Below are 16,154 nucleotides of genomic sequence, written 5' to 3'. Positions count from 1 at the left end.
ACGACCGCGGTCGGCTTCTCCTGGGCCTGCGTTGCGCAGAGCGGGTCTTGTCGGGCTGCCCTGAATCGCTCGCACGCGATTCCGGGTCGCGCCCTCTGCCGAACACGCGGCGACCCTCGCTGGTCGAGTAGCCCCGGGACGCGGCGTGTCGAGAGCCACCGAGTACGAGGGGGATCTCGATGCGGCTGCTGCGCGGGCTGCTCCATCGGCAGGAGCCGGCCGAGGAGCCCCGGCTCAGGGCAGCAGGCGCGCGTCGCCCGCGTAGAGGTTGAAGCCGGAGCCGCGGCTGAAGCCGATCAGGGTGAGGCCGGAGTCGCGAGCCAGGTCCACCGCCAGCGACGACGGGGCACCGACCGCGGCGAGCAGGGGGATGCCGGCCATCACGGCCTTCTGCACCAGCTCGAACGAGGCGCGCCCCGACACCTGCAGCAGCGTCCCCCGCAACGGCAGCCGGCCCTCCCGGAGCCCCCAGCCGACCACCTTGTCCACGGCGTTGTGCCGCCCGACATCCTCCCGGAGCACCAGCAGCGAGCCGTCCGCGTCGAACAGCCCGGCCGCGTGGACGCCGCCCGTCCGCTCGAACACCGCCTGCGCCTCGCGGAGCCGATCGGGGAGCGAGACCAGCAGCTCCCGCTCGACCCGCAGGTCGTCCTCCGCGACGCTCCACGCCGAGTCGGTGGCGACCGCCTCGAGCGACGCGAGCCCGCACACTCCGCACGAGCTCGTCGTGTACACCGACCGCTCGCGCTCGAGCAGCACGGCCTCCCGCCCGCCGCGGACGCTCGCGTCGACCACGTTGTACGTGTTCTCGCCCGGCCCGGAGCCGCTCGCGCAGTAGCGCATCGCCGCGAGCTGCTCCGACTCGGTGAGCACCCCCTCGGACACCAGGAATCCCGCGACCAGGTCGAAGTCGTCGCCGGGCGTGCGCATGGTCACGCTGAAGCGCCGTCCGCCGACGCGGATCTCGAGCGGCTCCTCGACGGCCAGGACGTCCTCGCGACGGCGGGGCGGATCGTCGGCGCGGACGGCGGTCAGGCGGGTGCGGGCGACACTGCGGCTCATGGGTCTCCTCAGGCGGTGGAGGTCATCCTCCCACCGGGAACCGGGAGCGATGCCGGGGTGCGGACGTACGATGCAGGAATGGTCGATGACGCCGAGCCCCGCGAGAGTCCGATCGACGAGAGCCGCCTCTCCGTCCGGTCGCCGAAGAGACGCGCCGTCGGGATCCCCGGCGTCGCCCACGCCCTCGAGATCTCGCTCAAGCAGATGGGCCCGGTGCGCAGCGCCGAGACGCTCCTGCGGGTGAACCAGAAGACCGGATTCGACTGCCCGGGCTGCGCCTGGCCGGAGGGCGACAAGCGCCACGTCGCCGAGTTCTGCGAGAACGGAGCGAAGGCGGTCGCCGAGGAGGCCACGCTCCGCACCGTCACATCGGCGTTCTTCGCCGCGCACCCCGTCGCGGAGCTGGAGGAGTGGGACGACTTCGCGCTCGGCCAGCAGGGCCGGCTCACGGAGCCGATGCTGCTCGAGGAGGGCGCGACGCACTACCGGCCGGTGGGCTGGGATGAGGCGCTCGACCTCGTGGCCGAGGAGCTGCGCGCCTGCGCGAGCCCCGACGAGGCGATCTTCTACACGTCCGGTCGGACCTCGAACGAGTCGGCCTTCGTCTACCAGCTGATGGTCCGCGGCTTCGGCACGAACAACCTGCCCGACTGCTCGAACATGTGCCACGAGTCCAGCGGCTCCGCCCTCACCGAGACGATCGGGATCGGCAAGGGCTCGGTGAGCCTGCGCGACGTGGAGCGGGCACCGCTGATCATCGTCGCCGGCCAGAACCCCGGAACGAACCACCCGCGGATGCTGACCGCGCTGGAGCGCGCCAAGCGCGCCGGCGGCACCATCGTGGCCGTGAATCCGCTGCCGGAGGCGGGGCTGCTCCGCTTCCAGAACCCGCAGACCGTCCGCGGCACCCTGGGCGACGGCACGGCCCTCGCCGACCACTTCCTCCAGGTCCGGCTGGGCGGCGACCAGGCCCTGTTCCAGGGTCTGGGCAAGGCGCTGCTCGAGGCGGAGGAGTCGCGCGGCGACGTCTTCGACCACGCCTTCATCCGCGAGAGCACCGGCGGCCTCGCCGAGTACCTCCACAGGCTGCGGGAGGTCCAGTGGGACGAGATCGAGCGGGCGAGCGGGATCGACGAGACGCGCATCCGCACCGTCGCCGAGCTGATCGCGGCGTCCGAGGGCACCGTCGTCTGCTGGGCGATGGGCCTCACGCAGCACGCGCACTCGGTCGCGACGCTCAAGGACGTCGTCAACGTGCTCCTGCTCACCGGCAACATCGGCAAGCCCGGCGCGGGCGTCTGCCCGGTGCGCGGCCACTCGAACGTGCAGGGCGACCGCACGATGGGCATCTTCGAGCGGATGCCGGACTCCTTCCACGACGCGCTCGACCGCGAGTTCTCCTTCTCCTCCCCGCGCGTGCACGGGACGGACACGGTCGCCGCGATCCGGGCGATGCGCGACGGGAAGGCCCGCGTGTTCATGGGGCTCGGCGGCAACTTCGCCCGGGCGACGCCCGACAGCGGAGTGACGGAGGCAGCGATGCGCTCGCTCGCCCTCACCGTCCACGTCTCGACCAAGCTCAACCGCTCGCACGTGGTCACCGGCCGGCGCGCGCTGATCCTGCCCACCCTCGGCCGCACCGACTCCGACGTGCAGCGCTCGGGCGAGCAGCGGGTCACGGTCGAGGACTCGATGAGCGCCGTGCACGCCTCCCGGGGCCGCCTGCGCCCGCCGAGCCCGGGCCTGCGCTCGGAGGTGGCGATCCTCACGGGGATCGCGGAGCGGCTGCTCGAGGGCCGCGAGAACGTCCCCCGGGTCGACTGGGCGGGACTGCGCGACGACTACCGCCGCATCCGCTCGCACATCGCCAACGTCGTCCCCGGTTTCGACGGCTTCGAGGCCCGGATCGACGTGCCCGGCGGCTTCGTCCTCCCGCACCCGCCGCGCGACTCGCGCCGCTTCGACACCCCCTCCGGCCTGGCCCGCTTCACCGCGAATCCGCTCGAGTACCCGCGGGTGCCGGAGGGCAGGCTGCTGCTGCAGACGCTGCGCTCGCACGACCAGTTCAACACCACGATCTACGGCAAGGACGACCGCTACCGCGGGATCCACGACGGCCGCCGGGTGGTGTTCGTCCACGCCGCCGACGTCGCCGAGCTGGGCTTCGCGGACGGCGCGATGGTCGACCTGGTCTCGGAGTGGCCCGACGGCGTCGAGCGGCGGGCGGAGGCGTTCCGCGTCGTGGCGTACGACACGCCCCGCGGCTGCGCGGCCGCCTACTACCCCGAGACGAACGTCCTCGTGCCGCTGGACTCGACCGCGAAGATCAGCAACACGCCGACCTCGAAGTCGGTCGTGATCCGCCTCGAACCGGCGGCGTAGGCCTCACCAGGGCAGCGGCAGCAGGCGCACCGAGTCGCCCGCTGCCGCTCCCGGTGCGGGCACGACGGCCACGGCCTCCGAGGCGGCGAGACCGGTGAGCATGTGCGAGCGGATGCCGGCGGAGGCCCGCCAGCCGTCCTCGCCGGAGGAGACGGGCACGAGCACCGTGGTCCCCGCGCGCCCGAGCGGCTCGGCGAGGACGCCCCGGCCGAGGGGCGGGGCAGCGGCGCCGGACGCCGCGTCGAGGGCCGGCGGCAGGAAGGAGACCGCCGCGAGCAGGGCGGCGAGCGGGTTGCCCGGCAGCGCGATCACCAGCGTCCCTCCCGGCAGCAGCGCAGCCATGGTCGGGTGGCCGGGGCGCATTCCGACGCCGTCGACGAGGACGCGCGCGCCCACCGCATCGAGGGCGCGACGGACCGCGTCCACCCGGGAGCGCCCGGTCCCGCCCGTCGTGAGGAGGATCGGCGCCGTGCCCGCCAGCAGCGTCCGTGCGATCGCCTCCTCGTCGTCGCCGCGGCGCACGATCTCTCCCACGGCTCCGCCCGAGAGCTCGACCAGCGCGGGCAGCAGCGGCGTGAACGCGTCGCGCACCCGTCCGGCGGGCGGCATCCCCTCGGTGTCGACCTCGTCCCCCGTGAGGAGCAGGTCGACCGCGGCGGGCGGGCGGACGTCGAGCGCGTCGATCCCGGCGACCGCGAGCAGGGCGAGGTGCGCGGGAGTGAGGCGGGTCCGGGCATCGACCAGCACGGCTCCGCGGGCGGCCTCGTCGCCCGCGCGCCGGACGTGGCGGCCGGGCGGGAGGGGCGCCCGCGCCGTGAGCAGGTCGTCGCGGACCGCGCCCTGCTCGGACGGCAGCACCGCGTCGCTCCAGTCGGGCACGGCGGCTCCGGTGACGATCGGCGCGGCGGTGCCGTCCTCGAGCGGCCAGGGCCCGGGTCCGCGCACGGCCCAGCCGTCCATGGCCGAGGAGTCGTAGTGGGGGAGCGGCCGGGCGGCGGTGACGGCGCGGTCGAGGACGGCTCCGCGGGCGTCGAGGAGGGGGACGGTCGAGACGCCGGAGCGCGCCACCGCTTCGCCGACGATCCGCCTGGCCTCGTCCCAGTCGGTCGCCTCGTGCCCGTGCGCGCTCATCCCGTCCATTCTCCCGGGGCTCGGGGCGGGCCCTGGGCAGGACCCGCCCCGTCGGTCATCCCAGGTAGCCGTTCGGGTTCAGCACGAACTTCTTCGCGGCGCCCTTGTCGAAGTCGGCGTAGCCGCGGGGAGCGTCGTCCAGGCTGATCGCGGTGGCCTGGACCGCGTCGGCGATGTGGACCCGGTCGTGCAGGATCGCCATCATCAGCTGCCGGTTGTACTTCATGACAGGGCACTGGCCCGTGGTGAAGGACAGCGACTTCGCCCAGCCGAGCCCGAGGCGGATCGACAGCGAGCCCTCCTGGGCCGCCTCGTCGACTCCGCCCGGGTCACCCGTGACGTAGAGGCCCGGGATGCCGAGGGCGCCGCCCGCCGCGGTGATCGACATCAGCGAGTTCAGCACCGTCGCCGGCGCCTCCTTCCCCGAGTCGGCGCCGTTGCCGTGCGCCTCGAAGCCGACGGCGTCCACTCCGCAGTCGACCTCGGGCACGCCGAGGATCTGCTCGATCTGGCCGGCCGGATCGCCCTTCGAGACGTCGACCGTCTCGCAGCCGAAGGAGCGCGCCTGCGCCAGACGCTCCTCGTTGAGGTCAGCGACGATCACGACGGCCGCTCCGAGCAGCTGCGCTCCGACCGCCGCGGCCAGTCCGACCGGTCCCGCTCCTGCGACGTAGACCGTGGACCCGACGCCGACTCCGGCGGTCACCGCGCCGTGGAAGCCCGTCGGGAAGATGTCCGAGAGCATCGTCAGATCGAGGATCTTCTCGAGCGCCTGATCGCGGTCCGGGAACACCAGGAGGTTCCAGTCGGCGTAGGGGACCATCACGTACTCGGCCTGCCCGCCGACCCAGCCGCCCATGTCGACGTAGCCGTACGCGCTGCCCGGGCGGTCCGGATTCACGTTGAGGCAGATGCCGGTCTTGCGCTCCTTGCAGTTGCGGCAGCGGCCGCAGGCGATGTTGAACGGCACGGACACGATGTCGCCGACCTTGACGAACTCGACGTCGGGGCCGACCTCCACGACCTCGCCGGTGATCTCGTGGCCGAGCACGAGGTCCGACGGAGCGGTGGTGCGGCCGCGGACCATGTGCTGGTCCGAGCCGCAGATGTTGGTGGAGACGGTGCGGAGGATGGCGCCGTGCGGCAGCTTCCGCCCGATGTTCGCCGGATTGACGCCGGGTCCGTCCTTCAGCTCGAAGGTGGGGTAGTCGATGTCGATGACCTCGACGACTCCGGGGGACTTGTAGGCGACGGCTCTGTTGCCTGACATGCGGGGCTCCTTCAGATGGACGACCGCGGCGCAGTCGGCCGCGGGAGTCCTGCGCCGCTCTCGGTCCGAGCCGCGGCGCCGGGACTCGGGGGAACCGTACGGCGTCGGCCTGGTGCCGGATCGAGGCCGGTGGAGTAGCGTCTCAGGAGGCGTGCGGACGCTCGTCCACCGCCCGGTGCGAGGCCGTGAGCGCCGCGTCGAGCGCGTCCCGGCCACCCCCGGCCAGGCCCGCCGCGTAGCCCGCGAGGAACGTGGTCAGCGGAGCCGCCGGCCGGACCACTCCGTGCGCCGCGCGACCGGCGAGGGCGAGCAGGGCGTCCGGGTCCACCGGGACCTCGCCGAGGCCGAGCGCGGAGCACAGCTCGGCCCACCAGCCGGCGAGCACCTCCTCCGTGGGGCGGGCGCCGTCGGAGGCGGAGGGGCGGGGGCCGGTCGTGTCGTCCATCCGCTCAGTCTGCGCCGCGCGGGCCCGGCAGGTCGATCCCGTGCCGGAGCGCGTCGGCGGGCGCGTCGACGTCGTCGGTCGTTTCTCCGGGCACCGTCACGAGCCGCGGGGGAAGGTCCCGGAGGAGGGCGCGCACCGAGGCGCCGTCGGGATCGCCGAGCGCGGTGAGCGCTTCGACGAGGGCCGCTCGCCGGTGCACGCCGAGGAGCTGCTGGGCTCGGCCGCTCGCGTCGACGGCCAGGAGGGAGGCCTCGACGGCGTTCGACGCGACCTCGAGCAGCGTGTGCACGGCGGGAGCGGGGGCGACGAGATCGGCGGCGAGAACGACGACCCAGTCCGGAGCGCCCGGGCGGTCGAGCAGGGGCAGCGCGGCGGCCAGGCCCGCGACCGGGCCGCCGAACGGCGGATCCTCCTGGACGAGCTCGGCGCCGTCGACGGCCTGTGCGAGCGACGACGGTCCGGCCACGACCCTCCGCTCGGCTCCGCGCACGGCTGCGAGGGCGGTGCCGAGGAGCGTCGACTCGCGGTGCCGGAGGAGCGGCTTGACCGCGCCGCCGAGGCGGGAAGCGCGTCCGCCGGCGAGCACGACCGCGTCGAAGCGGGGGAGCGGAGGCGGCGGGAGCACGGGACCGAGGCTACGCGCGCTCCGGTCTCCGCCGTCCCGGCTCCGGTGTCGGAGGTCGCGGCTACTCTTGTCGGGTGGTAGCAGCCCTGTATCGCCGGTACCGGCCCGAGACGTTCGCCGAGATGATCGGCCAGTCCCAGGTGACGGATCCGCTCATGACGGCGCTCCGCACCAACCGCGTCAACCACGCCTACCTCTTCAGCGGCCCCCGCGGCTGCGGCAAGACCACCTCGGCGCGCATCCTCGCCCGCTGCCTCAACTGCGCGACGGGCCCGACCGACACCCCCTGCGGCGTCTGCGACAGCTGCGTCGAGCTCAGCCGCGAGGGCCAGGGCTCACTCGACGTGGTCGAGATCGACGCGGCGAGCCACAACGGAGTCGACGACGCGCGCGATCTGCGCGAGCGCGCCATCTTCGCCCCGGCGCGCGACCGCTTCAAGATCTTCATCCTCGACGAGGCGCACATGGTCACGCCGCAGGGCTTCAACGCGCTGCTCAAGATCGTGGAGGAGCCGCCGGAGCACGTGAAGTTCATCTTCGCGACCACGGAGCCGGACAAGGTCATCGGCACGATCCGCTCGCGCACGCACCACTACCCGTTCCGGCTCGTCCCGCCGGCGCAGATGCTCGACTACACGCAGGAGCTCTGCGAGCGCGAGGGCGTGCACGTGGCGGCCGGCGTGCTGCCGCTCGTGGTCCGCGCGGGCGGCGGGTCCGTCCGCGACACGCTCTCCCTGCTCGACCAGCTGATGGCCGGCTCCGAGGCCGAGACCGTCGAGTACGAGCGGGCCGTCGCCCTCCTCGGCTACACCCACGGCGCCCTGCTCGACGAGGTGGTCGACGCGCTCGCCGAGCACGACTCCGCCGAGGCGTTCGGAGCGGTCGACCGCGTCATCCAGACGGGGCAGGACCCGCGCCGCTTCGTCGAGGACCTGCTCGAGAAGCTCCGCGACCTGATCGTCGTCGCCGCGACCGGGGGAGCGGCCTCGGCCGTCCTCCGCGGCGTCTCGCAGGACGAGCTCGACCGCATGGCCGGCCAGTCGCGCGCGCTCGGCCTGGCCGAGCTCTCCCGCATCGCCGACGTGGTCAACGAGGCCCTCACCGAGATGACCGGTGCGACCTCGCCGCGCCTGCACCTCGAGCTGATGATCGCCCGCACCCTGGTGCACGGCACCGGCGCCGGCATCGCGCCCACTGCTGCCCAGGAGGAGCGCCCGCGGCACGTGGCCCCGCCGCGCGAGACCGCGGCGCCCGCTCCGCGGTCGTCCGAGGCGTCGCGCGCGTCCGAGCCGTCCCGTGCGCCCGAGCCCCACCACGCCTCGCACGCCGCCGCTCCCGGCTCGGTGCCCGAGTCCATCGCGGCCGCTCCGCGCACCGAGGCGCCGGTGACGGCGTCCGCACCGGTCGCTGCGCCGCCGGTGAAGGCGCCCGACGAGACGGCGGCCGCCCCGGAGGCGGACGAGTCCGCGCCGGCCGAGTCAGGACGCCCCCGCGCGACGACCGCCGCGGCGGCTCGTCCGGAGCCGGTCGGGCAGGAGCCGTCGGATCAGGCCGCTGCGTCCACTGAGGCGCCCGCCGCCTCCGCACCCGCTGCGGCCGCGGGCGACGCATCCGCCGACGGCGCGGTCACCCTCCAGCGGATGAAGGACACCTGGCCCGAGATCCTCGAGGTCGTGCAGAAGGCGAAGATGACCGCCTGGCTGGTGGCCTACACCGCCCAGGTGCGCGCCCTCAAGGACGACGTGCTGACCCTCTCGTTCCCGAGCCAGAACGACGTCGAGTCGTTCAAGATGCCGGGAACCGCTGGGCAGCCCGGAGTCAGCGAGTACCTGCGTCAGGCGATCCAGCAGGTCCTCGGCCTGCGGGTGAAGTACATCGCCCGCGTCGAGCCTCGCGCCGCCGCCCCGGAGGCCGAGCGCGCCGCCGTCGAGGCGACCGCCGCGCCCGCCCCGGCTGCGCCGATCCCGGCCGCGACCGGCTCCGACGGCTGGGCCACGGTGGCGATCCCCGCCGATCCGACCCCTGCGGCCGAGGCGGCTGCTCCCTCCGCTCCAGTGGAGGCCCCCGCCGCGGCCGCCGAGCCGGTGCGCGCCGCCCCCCTCGCCGCCGCTGAAGTCGCTCCCGCCGGCGACGAGCCCCCGTTCGACGAGGAGCCGCCGGAGGAGGACATGCCGCCGGTCGAGCCGCCGATGCCCGACTCCTGGGCGACCGTCGCACCTCCCGGCGAGCCCGCCGCCGCGCCCGAGCCTGCCGCCCCGCCGCGGCCCGCCCCGTCGCCGAGCGTCCGGCTCCCGCCGCGCGCCCGGTCACCCGCACGACCCGCTCGGCGACCGCCGACGGCCGTCAGCGCTACGGCGAGGCGGTCGTCCGCGAGATCCTCGGCGCCCAGTTCATCGAGGAGCAGCCCCACACGCCGCGCGGCCCCCGCGTGACCGGCGCGTGAGACCCCGCCGCCCCTCCGCCGCCCGCACCGCCACCCCCGTCCGCCCCACCCGAGAGGAGGCGACCGCATGTACGAAGGCATCGTCCAGGAGCTGATCGACGAGCTCGGCCGGCTCCCCGGCATCGGCCCGAAGTCCGCCCAGCGCATCGCGTTCCACATCCTGCAGACCGAGACGTTCGACGTCACCCGGCTCGCCGAGATCCTGCTCGAGCTGCGCGGCCGTGTGCACTTCTGCGACATCTGCGGGAACGTGGCGGAGGAGGCGACCTGCGGGATCTGCCGCGATCCGCGCCGCAGCCGCGCCGTCATCTGCGTCGTGGAGGAGGCGAAGGACGTCCCGGCGATCGAGCGCACCCGCGAGTTCCGCGGGCTCTACCACGTGCTCGGCGGCGCGATCAGCCCGATCGACGGCATCGGCCCGGATCAGCTCCGCATCCGCCAGCTGCTGCAGCGGCTCGCGGACGGCGAGGTGCAGGAGGTCATCATCGCGACCGACCCGAACCTCGAGGGCGAGGCGACGGCGACCTACCTCTCGCGCATGCTCAGCACCCTCGGCATCCGCATCACCCGCCTGGCCTCCGGGCTGCCCGTCGGCGGAGACCTCGAGTACGCCGACGAGATCACCCTCGGCCGCGCCTTCGAGGGCCGCCGGCTCGTCGAGAACTGACGCGGCCGCCGGAGTCGCATGACCGCTCCGGCATGCGGTCGACCGGTAGACTCGCCCGTCGGGTCGCGACGGCGGTCCAGCCACCGACACGGGAGCAGCACGTGAGCCTGATCGTCCAGAAGTTCGGCGGGTCCTCCGTCGCCGACGCGGAGAGCATCAAGCGGGTCGCGAAGCGGATCGTCGCCACCAAGCAGGCGGGCAACGACGTGGTCGTCGCCGTCTCGGCCATGGGCGACACCACCGACGACCTGCTCGAGCTCGCCCACCAGGTCACTCCCATCCCCGCCCCCCGCGAGCTCGACATGCTGCTCTCCTCGGGCGAGCGCATCTCGATGGCGCTGCTGGCGATGGCGATCAAGAGCATGGGCTTCGAGGCCCGCTCCTTCACCGGCAGCCAGGCCGGCATGATCACGGACGCACAGCACGGCGCCGCCCGCATCGTCGACATCACCCCGGTCCGCCTCCGCGAGGCGCTCGACGAGAACGCCGTCGTCATCGTCGCGGGCTTCCAGGGCTTCAACCGCGACACGAAGGACATCACCACCCTCGGCCGCGGCGGCTCCGACACCACCGCCGTCGCGCTCGCCGCAGGACTCGGCGCCGATACCTGCGAGATCTACACCGACGTCGACGGCGTCTTCACCGCCGACCCGAGGGTCGTCAAGAAGGCCCGCAAGCTCGACCGCATCACCAGCGAGGAGATGCTCGAGCTGGCCGCCGCGGGAGCGAAGGTGCTGCACATCCGCGCCGTCGAGTTCGCCCGCCGCCACGGAGTCACGCTCCACGTGCGCTCCTCCTTCAGCCCCAACGAGGGCACCATCGTCTACAACGCCGAGACCGCCGGCGCCGAGCAGAACGGACAAGCCGTGGAAGAGCCCATCATCGCCGGAGTCGCCGCCGACCTGAACGAGGCGAAGATCACCGTCGTCGGAGTCCCCGACATCCCGGGCAAGGCCGCGCAGATCTTCACGATCGTGGCCAAGACCGGCTCCAACATCGACATGATCGTGCAGAACGTGTCGGCTGCGGCGACCGCCCGCACGGACATCTCGTTCACCCTGCCCAAGGCCGACGGCCAGACGGTCCTCATGGCTCTCAACGCCGAGAAGGACGAGGTCGGCTTCGAGTCCCTGCAGTACGACGACCAGATCGCCAAGCTCGCGCTCGTGGGCGCCGGGATGCGCACCAACGCCGGCGTCTCCGCGAAGCTGTTCCGCTCCCTCTACGAGGCCGGGATCAACATCGAGATGATCTCCACGAGCGAGATCCGCATCTCGGTCGTCACCCGCGCCGACACCGTGAACGAGGCCCTGCGCGTCGTGCACACGGCCTTCGGGCTCGACGCCGAGGACGAGGCCGTCGTCTACGCCGGCACCGGCCGCTGACGGCCGGACACCCTCGCGATCCGGCCGTTCCTCCCGAGCGGCCGGACCGACCGGTACCCTCTCCCTCGATCCCCCCGCCACGAGCGGCCCGCGCGCCGCACGGACGAAAGAGCACAGCATGAGCAGCACTCCCCTCCACGTGGGCGTCGTCGGCGCGACCGGCCAGGTCGGGAAGGTGATGCGCCGCCTCCTCGAGGAGCGCGACTTCCCGATCGCGTCCATCCGCTTCTTCGCCACCGCCCGCTCGGCGGCCACGACGCTGCCGTTCCGCGGCGAGGACGTCGTGGTCGAGGACGTGGAGACCGCCGATCCGTCGGGGCTCGACATCGCCCTGTTCTCGGCCGGAGCCACGGGCTCGCGCGCCCAGGCGCCCCGCTTCGCCGCGGCCGGCGTCACCGTGATCGACAACTCCAGCGCCTGGCGGATGGACCCCGAGGTCCCGCTGGTCGTCAGCGAGGTGAACCCCCACGCCATCGACCAGGCGGTCAAGGGCATCATCGCCAACCCCAACTGCACCACGATGGCCGCGATGCCGATCCTCAAGGTCCTCGACCGCGAGGCGGGGCTCACGCGCCTGATCGTCAGCACCTACCAGGCCGTGTCCGGCAGCGGGCTGGCCGGAGCGAACGAGCTGGCCGGCCAGGTCCGCGCCGCCGTCGCCGACGAGCACCTGCTCGACCTGGTGCACGACGGCTCGGCGGTCGACTTCCCCGCGCCGGACAAGTACGTCGCCCCGATCGCCTTCGACGTCATCCCCTTCGCGGGGAGCCTGGTCGAGGACGGCTCGAACGAGACCGACGAGGAGAAGAAGCTCCGCAACGAGAGCCGCCGCATCCTCGAGCTCCCGGAGCTGCTGGTCTCGGGCACCTGCGTGCGCGTCCCCGTGTTCACCGGCCACTCGCTCTCCGTCAACGCCGAGTTCGCCTCCGCCCTCAGCCCCGAGCGTGCTCGCGAGCTGCTGGCCGACGCGCCCGGCGTCGTGCTGCGCGAGGTGCCGACTCCGCTGGAGGCCGCGGGCAAGGACCCGAGCTTCGTCGGCCGCATCCGCGCCGACGAGGGCGCTCCGGAGGGACGCGGCCTCGCGCTCTTCATCAGCAACGACAACCTCCGCAAGGGCGCGGCCCTGAACGCCGTGCAGATCGCCGAGCTCATCGCGGCGAAGCAGCCCGTCTCCTGACCTGCGTGGACGGGGCCGGCGCCGAGCGCTCCGGCCCCTTCCGGGTGGAAAAGCCGCGAATTTGATGGGGGAGCGGGGCCCCTCTCCGCCGCGGCGTGCTCGGGCGAGCGTAAACTCGACTCTCGTGAACTCCTCGGAACCGGTCGACGTCGCCCTCATCGGTGGGGGCATCATGAGCGCCACGCTCGGCGCACTCATCACCCAGCTGCAGCCCGACTGGACGATCGCCGCCTACGAGCGCCTCGGCGGCGTGGCGCAGGAGTCGTCGAACCCGTGGAACAACGCGGGCACCGGTCACGCGGCCCTCTGCGAGCTGAACTACATGCCCGAGGCGGCCGACGGCTCCGTCGACCCGGCCAAGGCGATCCAGATCAACGAGCAGTTCCAGATCTCGCGCCAGTTCTGGTCGAGCCTGGTGGAGTCCGGCGACATCCGCGAGCCCTCCAGCTTCATCAACCCGGCGCCGCACATGACCTTCGTGCACGGCGAGGCCAACGTCGAGTACCTCCGGAAGCGCTACGAGGCGCTCAAGGACCAGCCGCTGTTCGCCGGCATCGAGTTCACCGAGAGCGTCAAGACCATCCACGAGTGGGCGCCCCTGCTGATGGAGCAGCGTCCCGCCGGCGGCGGCCCCTACGCGGCGACGCGCATGCCGGCCGGCACCGACGTCGACTTCGGCTCGCTGACCCACCAGCTGTTCGACCACGTCGTCGCCCACGGCGGCACGCTCGACACCGGCCGCGAGGTCACCGACATCACCCGGCAGAAGGACGGCACCTGGCGCCTCGACCTCAAGCAGGTCGTCGGAGGCACGCCCCAGTCGGTGACCGCCCGCTTCGTCTTCGTCGGCGCCGGCGGCGGTGCGCTGCACCTCCTGCAGAAGTCGGGCATCCCCGAGATCAAGGGCTTCGGAGGCTTCCCGATCTCGGGGCAGTTCCTCCGCACCGACAACCCCGAGCTGGTCGCCCGGCACAAGGCGAAGGTCTACGGCAAGGCCGCGGTCGGCGCGCCCCCGATGTCGGTGCCGCACCTCGATGCGCGCGTCGTCGACGGCGAGTCGTCCCTCCTCTTCGGCCCCTACGCGGGCTTCACGCCCAAGTTCCTGAAGCGGGGCTCGTGGCTCGACCTGCCCCTGTCGATCCGGCCGCACAACATCGGCCCGATGCTCGCGGTCGCCCGCGACAACCTCGACCTGATGAAGTACCTGATCGGCGAGGTGCTCGCCGGCCGTGGCAAGAAGATGAAGGCCCTGCGCGAGTTCCTGCCCACCGCCCGCGACGAGGACTGGTACCTGATCACCGCCGGCCAGCGCGTCCAGGTGATGAAGAAGGACGAGAAGAAGGGCGGCGTGCTGCAGTTCGGCACCGAGGTCATCACCGGAGGGGACGGCACGATCGCCGGCCTGCTCGGCGCCTCGCCCGGAGCCTCGACCGCCGTGCCGATCATGCTCGACATCGTGCAGAAGTGCTTCCCCGACCGGATGAAGGCCTGGGAGCCGCGGATCCGCGCGCTGGTGCCGAGCTACGGCTCGACGCTCAACGACGCGCCCGAGAAGGCCGAGCAGACGGTCACCGCGACCGCCGAGACGCTGGAGCTGTCCGCCTCGGTCTGATCGGGTGCGACCCGTTCGAACGTATGTTCTAATGGCTCCATGAGGTGGAGCGGGCAGTCGATCGGCACGGCCGACGAGGCCGCGCTGCCCGGGCTCGTCAAGCTCACAGACCTGGTGCGGACGGTGCGCACGCCGGAGTTCGAGGGCATCACCTTCTACGAGGTGCTCGCGAAGTCGGCGCTCAACCGCGTGCACACCTCCTCGAAGATGCCGTTCGGCTGGAGCATCAACCCGATGCGCGGCTGCACCCACGCCTGCACCTACTGCTTCGCCCGGCCGACGCACGAGTACCTCGAGTTCGACGGCGGCCGCGACTTCGACTCGCAGATCGTCGTGAAGGTGAACGTCGCCGAGGTCCTCACCCGGGAGCTGGCGAAGCCGAGCTGGGAGCGGCACCCCGTGGCACTCGGCACCAACACCGATCCCTATCAGCGCGCCGAGGGCCGCTACCGGCTGATGCCGGGCATCATCGCCGCGCTCGCCGCCTCGGGCACCCCGATCTCGATCCTCACGAAGGGCTCGCTGCTGCGGCGAGACCTGCCGCTGCTCCGCGAGGCCGCCGAGCACGTCCCGGTCGACCTCGGAGTGTCGATCGCCGTCTACGACGAGGGCCTTCAGCGCTCCGTCGAGCCGGGTGCGCCGACTGCGGCGGCCAGGCTGGCGACGGTCACCGCGGCACGGGAGGCCGGCTTCGACTGCTCGGTGTTCCTGATGCCGATCCTGCCGTTCCTCACCGACACCCGGGCGCACCTCGACGAGTCGCTCCGGGCCTGCCGCGAGGCGGGCGCCAGCACGATCATGTACTCGACCCTCTACCTCAAGCCCGGGGTGAAGGAGTGGTTCCTGCAGTGGCTCGGGCAGGAGCACCCCGAGCTGGTCGACAAGTACCGAGCGCTCTACCCGGGGCGCGACGCCTACGCGCCTCTCGAGTACCGGCGCTGGCTCTCGGCGCGCATCCGCCCGCTGATGCGCGCCCACGGGCTCGAGCGCGGCGAGGAGGACCCGGCCACCGGCTCCGTCAAGTCCTCCGCCCTGAATTCGCTCGGGACGCTGCGGACCCTCGGCGGCGAGCGGCGCTCCCTCCAGCACGACGGGCTGCTGGTCGGGGAGCTCGGGCCGGAGCGCGCCGCGATCCTGCCCGGCGTCGGGCAGCCGACGCTGTTCTGAGCCGGGGGCGGGCCCGGCCGCGGCTAGGATCGTCCGCATGGTCACCCGCTCCGGCGAGCCCTCGGGCTCCTCCGCCCGGAGCGCCCGCGACGCGGCACCCCGTGCGGTCCGGCTCGGCCTGCTCGACCCGCGCGAGGACCTGCTCGCGGCGACGAGCGCGTGGATCCGCACCCACGCCCCGGACTTCGAGGTCGTCGTGGCCGCCTCCACCTGGCACGACCTGGTGACGAGCGATGTCTTCCCCACCCAGGTGGTCGTGATGGACGTCGAGCTGCGCGAGCCGATCTCGATCGAGGCGCGGATCCGGACCTGCCGGGCGGCCGGAGCCGCGGTCGTGGCGCTCTCCGCGAGCGAGGACGACGAGGTCCGCGAGCGCGCCCTGAAGGCCGGAGCGGCGCGGCACCTGGCGAAGTCGCGCCCGCTCGCCGAGGTGATGGAGCAGACCCGCGCCGCTCTCGAGATGCGCTCTGCCGACGTCTCGTCCGCGCAGTGGCGGCCCCTGCCGTCCGGAGTCGCGGCGCAGCAGCGCCCACGGCTCAGCGCCGGCGAGCTGGAGGCGCTGCGTCTCTACGCGTCCGGATCGAGCACCCCCGAGGTCGCCGCCAAGATGAACGTGCAGTTCGAGACCGCGAAGACCTACCTGCAGCGCGTGCGCCGCAAGTACGTCGCCGTCGGCAGGCCCGCGAGCCGCCGGGCCGATCTGATCCGCCGCGCCGGCGAGGACGGGTTCCTCCCGTGACCGGCCCCTGCTCACCCCGGGGGCCCCGCCTCCGGACCCGCCCCGAGGA

Annotated in this window: 12 protein-coding genes and 1 pseudogene; 8 read left to right on the top strand and 5 right to left on the bottom strand. The window is 73.1% G+C overall.

Going from position 1 to position 16,154, the window contains the following annotated elements:
- Positions 1 to 234: 234 nt before the first annotated feature.
- Positions 235 to 1,062, bottom strand: a complete 828-nt coding sequence (gene fdhD, locus GTU71_RS07935) for a formate dehydrogenase accessory sulfurtransferase FdhD (protein WP_104225120.1) — start codon at positions 1,060 to 1,062, stop codon at positions 235 to 237.
- Positions 1,063 to 1,140: 78 nt separating this feature from the next.
- Between fdhD and GTU71_RS07930 the strand changes: the two genes are divergently transcribed.
- A complete protein-coding gene (locus tag GTU71_RS07930; protein WP_159939617.1) occupies positions 1,141 to 3,444 on the top strand; it encodes an FdhF/YdeP family oxidoreductase in 2,304 nt (767 codons plus the stop codon).
- 3 nt (positions 3,445 to 3,447) lie between these two features.
- Here GTU71_RS07930 and GTU71_RS07925 read toward each other — a convergent pair whose 3' ends face one another.
- The 4 genes from GTU71_RS07925 to GTU71_RS07910 form a co-directional block, all read right to left on the bottom strand.
- A complete protein-coding gene (locus tag GTU71_RS07925) occupies positions 3,448 to 4,575 on the bottom strand; it encodes a molybdopterin molybdotransferase MoeA (protein WP_159939616.1) in 1,128 nt (375 codons plus the stop codon).
- Between the two features lie 55 nt (positions 4,576 to 4,630).
- The gene (gene fdhA / locus GTU71_RS07920) at positions 4,631 to 5,845 is read right to left on the bottom strand and encodes a formaldehyde dehydrogenase, glutathione-independent (protein ID WP_104225123.1); all 1,215 of its coding nucleotides are present in this window, start codon (positions 5,843 to 5,845) and stop codon (positions 4,631 to 4,633) included.
- Positions 5,846 to 5,987: 142 nt separating this feature from the next.
- Positions 5,988 to 6,290: a DUF6457 domain-containing protein gene (locus GTU71_RS07915; RefSeq protein WP_219814208.1), complete on the bottom strand. Its 303-nt coding sequence runs from the start codon at positions 6,288 to 6,290 to the stop codon at positions 5,988 to 5,990.
- A gap of 4 nt (positions 6,291 to 6,294) precedes the next feature.
- Positions 6,295 to 6,915: an NTP transferase domain-containing protein gene (locus tag GTU71_RS07910; RefSeq protein WP_244230668.1), complete on the bottom strand. Its 621-nt coding sequence runs from the start codon at positions 6,913 to 6,915 to the stop codon at positions 6,295 to 6,297.
- Positions 6,916 to 7,037: 122 nt separating this feature from the next.
- Here GTU71_RS07910 and GTU71_RS07905 point away from each other — a divergent pair.
- The 7 genes and pseudogenes from GTU71_RS07905 to GTU71_RS07875 all read left to right on the top strand — a co-directional run bounded on the left by GTU71_RS07905 (position 7,038) and on the right by GTU71_RS07875 (position 16,105).
- Positions 7,038 to 9,358, top strand: a pseudogene (locus GTU71_RS07905) (DNA polymerase III subunit gamma and tau).
- Positions 9,359 to 9,425: 67 nt separating this feature from the next.
- Positions 9,426 to 10,025 carry a recombination mediator RecR gene (gene recR / locus GTU71_RS07900; RefSeq protein WP_104222157.1) on the top strand — a complete coding sequence of 200 codons (600 nt, stop codon included), beginning with the start codon at positions 9,426 to 9,428 and terminating at the stop codon, positions 10,023 to 10,025.
- Positions 10,026 to 10,126: 101 nt separating this feature from the next.
- Positions 10,127 to 11,410 (top strand): aspartate kinase, encoded by a 1,284-nt coding sequence (locus GTU71_RS07895; RefSeq protein WP_104222160.1) that lies wholly within the window; start codon positions 10,127 to 10,129, stop codon positions 11,408 to 11,410.
- Positions 11,411 to 11,528: 118 nt separating this feature from the next.
- Complete coding sequence (locus GTU71_RS07890; RefSeq protein ID WP_159939615.1) at positions 11,529 to 12,587, top strand: aspartate-semialdehyde dehydrogenase; 1,059 nt, start codon at positions 11,529 to 11,531, stop codon at positions 12,585 to 12,587.
- A 124-nt stretch (positions 12,588 to 12,711) separates the two neighbouring features.
- Positions 12,712 to 14,199 carry a malate:quinone oxidoreductase gene (locus GTU71_RS07885; RefSeq protein WP_279631244.1) on the top strand — a complete coding sequence of 496 codons (1,488 nt, stop codon included), beginning with the start codon at positions 12,712 to 12,714 and terminating at the stop codon, positions 14,197 to 14,199.
- Between the two features lie 39 nt (positions 14,200 to 14,238).
- Complete coding sequence (locus tag GTU71_RS07880; RefSeq protein WP_104222165.1) at positions 14,239 to 15,366, top strand: Rv2578c family radical SAM protein; 1,128 nt, start codon at positions 14,239 to 14,241, stop codon at positions 15,364 to 15,366.
- A 37-nt stretch (positions 15,367 to 15,403) separates the two neighbouring features.
- On the top strand, positions 15,404 to 16,105 hold the full coding sequence (locus GTU71_RS07875; RefSeq protein WP_159939613.1) for a DNA-binding response regulator: 702 nt from the start codon (positions 15,404 to 15,406) through the stop codon (positions 16,103 to 16,105).
- The last annotated feature ends 49 nt before the right edge of the window (positions 16,106 to 16,154 follow it).

The organism is Rathayibacter sp. VKM Ac-2762 (genome assembly GCF_009866585.1).
GTDB lineage: Bacteria > Actinomycetota > Actinomycetes > Actinomycetales > Microbacteriaceae > Rathayibacter.
Note: the sequence above shows the minus strand (reverse complement) of the source record. Positions and strands in the feature narration are given on the sequence as shown.